The organism is Thermodesulfobacteriota bacterium, from assembly GCA_040755095.1.
In the GTDB taxonomy this organism is placed as follows: domain Bacteria; phylum Desulfobacterota; class Desulfobulbia; order Desulfobulbales; family JBFMBH01; genus JBFMBH01.
In genome coordinates, this window is the sequence record JBFMBH010000015.1 from 41,893 (window position 1) to 46,200 (window position 4,308).

3 protein-coding genes are annotated in these 4,308 nt (G+C 69.6%); 2 read left to right on the forward strand and 1 reads right to left on the reverse strand.

Annotated features, from left to right (window positions below):
* The first annotated feature begins 345 nt into the window (after positions 1-345).
* On the forward strand, positions 346-534 hold the full coding sequence (locus AB1634_04405) for a hypothetical protein (protein MEW6218761.1): 189 nt from the start codon (positions 346-348) through the stop codon (positions 532-534).
* Between the two features lie 46 nt (positions 535-580).
* Positions 581-3,187, forward strand: coding sequence for a right-handed parallel beta-helix repeat-containing protein (locus AB1634_04410; GenBank protein ID MEW6218762.1), 2,607 nt, complete (start codon positions 581-583; stop codon positions 3,185-3,187).
* A gap of 45 nt (positions 3,188-3,232) precedes the next feature.
* On the opposite strand, the gene xrtH is transcribed toward AB1634_04410, so the two are convergent.
* Positions 3,233-4,308, reverse strand: a 1,076-nt coding sequence (xrtH, locus tag AB1634_04415; GenBank protein ID MEW6218763.1) for an exosortase H, incomplete at its 5' end; no start/stop codon positions are given.

Genomic DNA, 4,308 nt, shown 5'->3' on the forward strand with positions numbered 1-4,308 from the left:
GGGTGGGGGGGGGGGGGCCCCGGGGGGGGGGGGGGGGGGGGGGGGGGGCCTCGGGGGGGGGGGGCCCCCCCGCCTGGGGCGGCGGCCGGCAGGCACCGGCCGTTTCTGCCCGCACTGTGCATCATCCGTGTAAGGGCCGGGTTACGGCTCGGTTACGGGACGATTACAGAGCTGGCCACCACGGCGGCTGAAAGCAAAAATTCACCGGGCCTTAACCCAATCCTCATCCCGGGGTGGTTTCATGGGTCCACTGGCGAGGCGCAGGGCCTTGCCTGCGACCCCGGGACAGGCAGGAGAAAAGTCGCCCCGGATCATGGATACCCTCAGAAAGCCAGCGGCCACGCCATGCAGCTTCCAGAGATCGGCAAGACTTACGAGAAATGGGGAGAGCGGCGGGAGGTGATCGAGATCGACACCCGCAACAAGCCCGCCTTTCCGGACGTCATCTACCGGGTCCAGGGCGAGAACCGGATCAAGGCCCTGTGGCTGCCGTTCTGGACCCAGGTCATGCAGGACGCCGACATCGTCGCGTAGGCCGCCCGGCGGCGGCCCCAGCCGCGATCGCGGCTTCGTTGTTCCCATGCCCCGCCTGCTTTGCGGCCTCCTCGCCCTTGGTTTCCTGTCCGGGGCTGCCGACGGCCGAGCGGCCACCTGGTATTTCGAAAAGCTCGCCGGGCAGTCGCTGTGCAGCGTCGGGGTCTGGCCGTCGCTCTCGGAGGCCGGGGCCCGCCACCATGGCACCCTCCAGGACTGCCTGGATCGGCTCCTCCAGGACAACGACACCCTGGTCCTGGACGGAGCCGAGGCTGGCGTCACCTACGGCAGCGGCGACTACAGCGCCCCGGGCTGGGGGGTGTACACCCGGGGCCGGAGCGGCCTCACCATCCGGGCTCCCCTGGCCTCGGATCCCGATTTCGACCGCCACGCCGGACCGGTCACCATCGACGGTGCCGGAGCCTTTCGCTCCCCCACCTTCCGCATCGAGCGCTCGCTCACCCTCCAGGGCCTGAATATCGTCGGCCAGGGCAACGACCACCTGGCGGCAGCCTGGATCGCGCCGGATCTGCCGGCCGGCTCGGTGATCCGCTTCCAGGACTGCGTCTTCGCCGGCAACACGGGCGAGAACGGCCCCCGGGGCGACAGCGGCGGCGCCATCCAGGTGGCGGCCGGCGGCCAGCCCTTCCGTCTGGAGATCACCGGCTGCACCTTTACTGGCAACCGCGCCCGGTGGCACGGCGGCGCGGTCTTTGTCGGCCGCCAGGCCGATGTCTTCATCGCCGGCAGTCGCTTCGAGGGCAACAGTGCCCGCCAGGGCGGCGCCGTGCACACGGGTGAGGCCGGAGCCTGCTCCGGCCGCCAAGTGAGGGTGGTCGACTCCCGCTTCACCGGGAACACCGCCTGGGCCTCCTCCGGCGCCCTGCGTGTGCTGAGCACCGATCTGGCCATCACCGACACCGTCTTTCTGGACAACCAGGCCAATCCCGACCAGGAGACCTTGCAGGCGGATGGCGGGGCGGTGTCGGCCATCAACAGCTGCGCCGGCGAGCCGTTCGACATGACCGTGGAGGTGGAGCGCTCCACCTTTGCCGGCAACCGGGTCGGTCACCGATACGACGCCCTGGGGGGCGGGCTGCACGTCATGGGCAACAGCGATTGCCATCGGCTCTTCCTGTCGGTCCGCCAGGCCGCCTTCCTGGGCAACTTCGCCAACGAGGGCGGCGGGCTCTACCTGGGCTTCAATGTCCGGGGCAGCGTGGAGGAGACGTGGCTGGCCGGCAACACCGCCCGCTGGTATGGCGGCGCCGCGGTGCGCGGCGGCGAATACATCTTCGGGGATTTTTCCCGGGCCGAAGCCGTGTTCCGTTCCTGCGTCTTCCTGGACAACCGGGCCGGCTTCGAACCGGATCGCCGGACCCCGGCCGTGCCGATTCCTGATCAGGACCCCCGGGGCGGCCAGGGCAAAGGTGGTGCCTTGCATGCCTTCGCAGCAACCGCCTTGACCGTCACCGGCAGCCTGTTCCTTGACAATGAAGCCAGCGGCACCGGCATGCCCAGCGGCTACGGGGACAGCGTCTACGCCACCGACTGGCGGCCAGCGGCGTACGCCGGCCAGCCGGTGGGGCAGGGGGTGCTGGCCGGCAACATCTTCTGGGGTCAGGGCAGCCAGGAGGAGGTCTATGCCCAGGAGCAGTCGGATCCGAAATGGACGACTGTCGCCGGCAACGCCGTTGCCCCTGGCGAGATTCGGCTGCCCCTTTCCCCGGTGAGCGACATCTTGTCCCTGGGGGAGAATCCCTTTCCGCCTTCCTGGCTTCTGCCGGCCGCAAGCGACCTCCTGCCACCCGGGATGGAGGCGCGCTTTCTTCCGGCCCTGGCTGCGGGTGCGCTCCAGCCGGCGGCCTCCCTGGCTCTGGTGCTGCCAAGCCAGGGGGTGGTATGCCTGGCAGCCCAGGACGACGGCTCCTACGGCGACCCCATCCCCATGGGCGCGGTGGCCGATCTCGCCGGCGCTCTCCTGGCCGAGGACGCCACGGGCGAGGGCGCCATCCGGGTGGTGGTGATCGATGATGGCAACGGCCAGGGCCGCCGGATCCAGGTGGTGGGTCGGCCCGCGTCGCGGCCTGTTCCCGGGGATCTGGACCGGGATCAGGACCTGGACCTGGACGACCTGGCGCTCCTGGCACAGGGCCTTTCCCGTTGCCAGGCCGACGAGGGATTCATGCCTGCCGGCGATCTCGACCGGGACGGCTGCCTGGGCCGATCGGACCTGAAGCGCTGGGCCGGCTTGTACCGCTTCGTCCAGGCGCAAAGAATCGGGGACCTGGACGGGGATGGCCTGGTGACGGCGGTGGACGGGGAGCGGCTTGCCGGGGCGCTGGGCACCGCAGCTGGCCAGGCGGGCTACATGCCGAAGGCGGATCTGGACGGAAGCGGGAAGGTGGACCGGCGGGATCTCGGGCAATGGCAGCGGGTGGCCCGGCTCGTCACCGCCCAGGGCCTGGCCGACCTGAACGGCGACTGGCAGGTGGACCGGGCGGATGCCCAGGTCCTCCAGGAGGCCATGGGGCGCTGCCGGCCCGACAGCGGCTTCCTGTCAAGCGCGGACTTGGACAACGATGGCTGCATCGGTGCCGGGGACGCTGCCGTCTGGCGGCGGCTGCAGCAGGTGGGGCAGGGGCGGAGGTAGGTCCTGGGGTTGATCGGCATTGGGGTCTGGCAACACGGGTTGTACTCAGCGCCGGGGCAGAGGCTGGGGCGGCGGCAGGCTGCCGAGAAGCGCCTGCACCTCCGGGCTGGTGTCGTATTGCCGGGGATGCCGGATCCGGATGTGGTCCCGGATCTGCCAGTCCTCGGCGCCGCAGATCGGGCAGAGGGGAATGCCTGGCGGCCGGAACACCTCCCTTCGTGCCAGCCACAGCCACAGCCCGAAGGGCAGCACCCACTGGTTGATGATGACCAGGGCCACGAAGGGCGAAAGGGCCTCGCGGAGACCGACCTGGAAATAGAGGGCCTGGGTCAGGCGGAACAGGAAGTGGCATGCCACCAGCACCGCCAGGCCTCGCACCAGGGCACGTCGCTTGCCTTGCCAGGGGACGCCCCGGCAGGCCAGGACCAGGCCGATGTAGACCACCAGGGTGTAGCTGGTGAAGGTGTGGGGAAAGATCTCCAGGCGCTCCGGCAGGACCACGGCGCTCCCATACTGGCCCAAAGCCAGTTGCACCAGCAGCAGATTGAGCCGGACGAAAGGCTCGTCGGCCAGGAGCCACAGGAGAAAAGGAGGCAAGGAGAAGAGGAGGAAGCGGCCGGCAAACCCGGCGATCCGCTCCAGGGAGGTCAGGGCCACGCCATAGCGCAGCCACAGGAGGGCGGCCAGAAGCACGGCCAGGAACATGGCCACCTGGCCGAAATAGAGATGGGCATGGTCGAACAGCTCGGGATGGTGCACCCCGGTGAGGAATACCAGGAGCAGGCGTACCTGGTTGAGGAGGAAGAGAAAAGGGATGCCGAGCATGAGCCCGGCCAGTCTCTTCTTCCACGGCGCGGGGAAGGCCGCGACAAAGGCGGCAAAAAGCACCGCCACGAAGGCTGCCGAGCATTCGGTGATGATCCGGACGGCGAAGCCCTGGGCGCTGACCTCGACGCCCCGGACCAGCGCTTGGAGGCCCAGCAGCCCCAGGCTGAGACCGGTGAGCCGGGCGGTCAGGAGGTTGATCTCCTCAACCCAGGGCCGGGGCAGCCAGTTGAGGAGAAAGAACAGGGGCGCGCCGATGAGGACGAACCGCCACGCGAAGCCGGCGGCAAGCTCCC

What these genes read in the sequence shown, in the direction of transcription:
- AB1634_04405 (MEW6218761.1), top strand. Translation starts at nt 346, where the DNA reads ATGCAGCTTCCAGAGATCGGCAAGACTTACGAGAAATGGGGAGAGCGG.
- AB1634_04410 (MEW6218762.1), top strand. Translation starts at nt 581, where the DNA reads ATGCCCCGCCTGCTTTGCGGCCTCCTCGCCCTTGGTTTCCTGTCCGGG.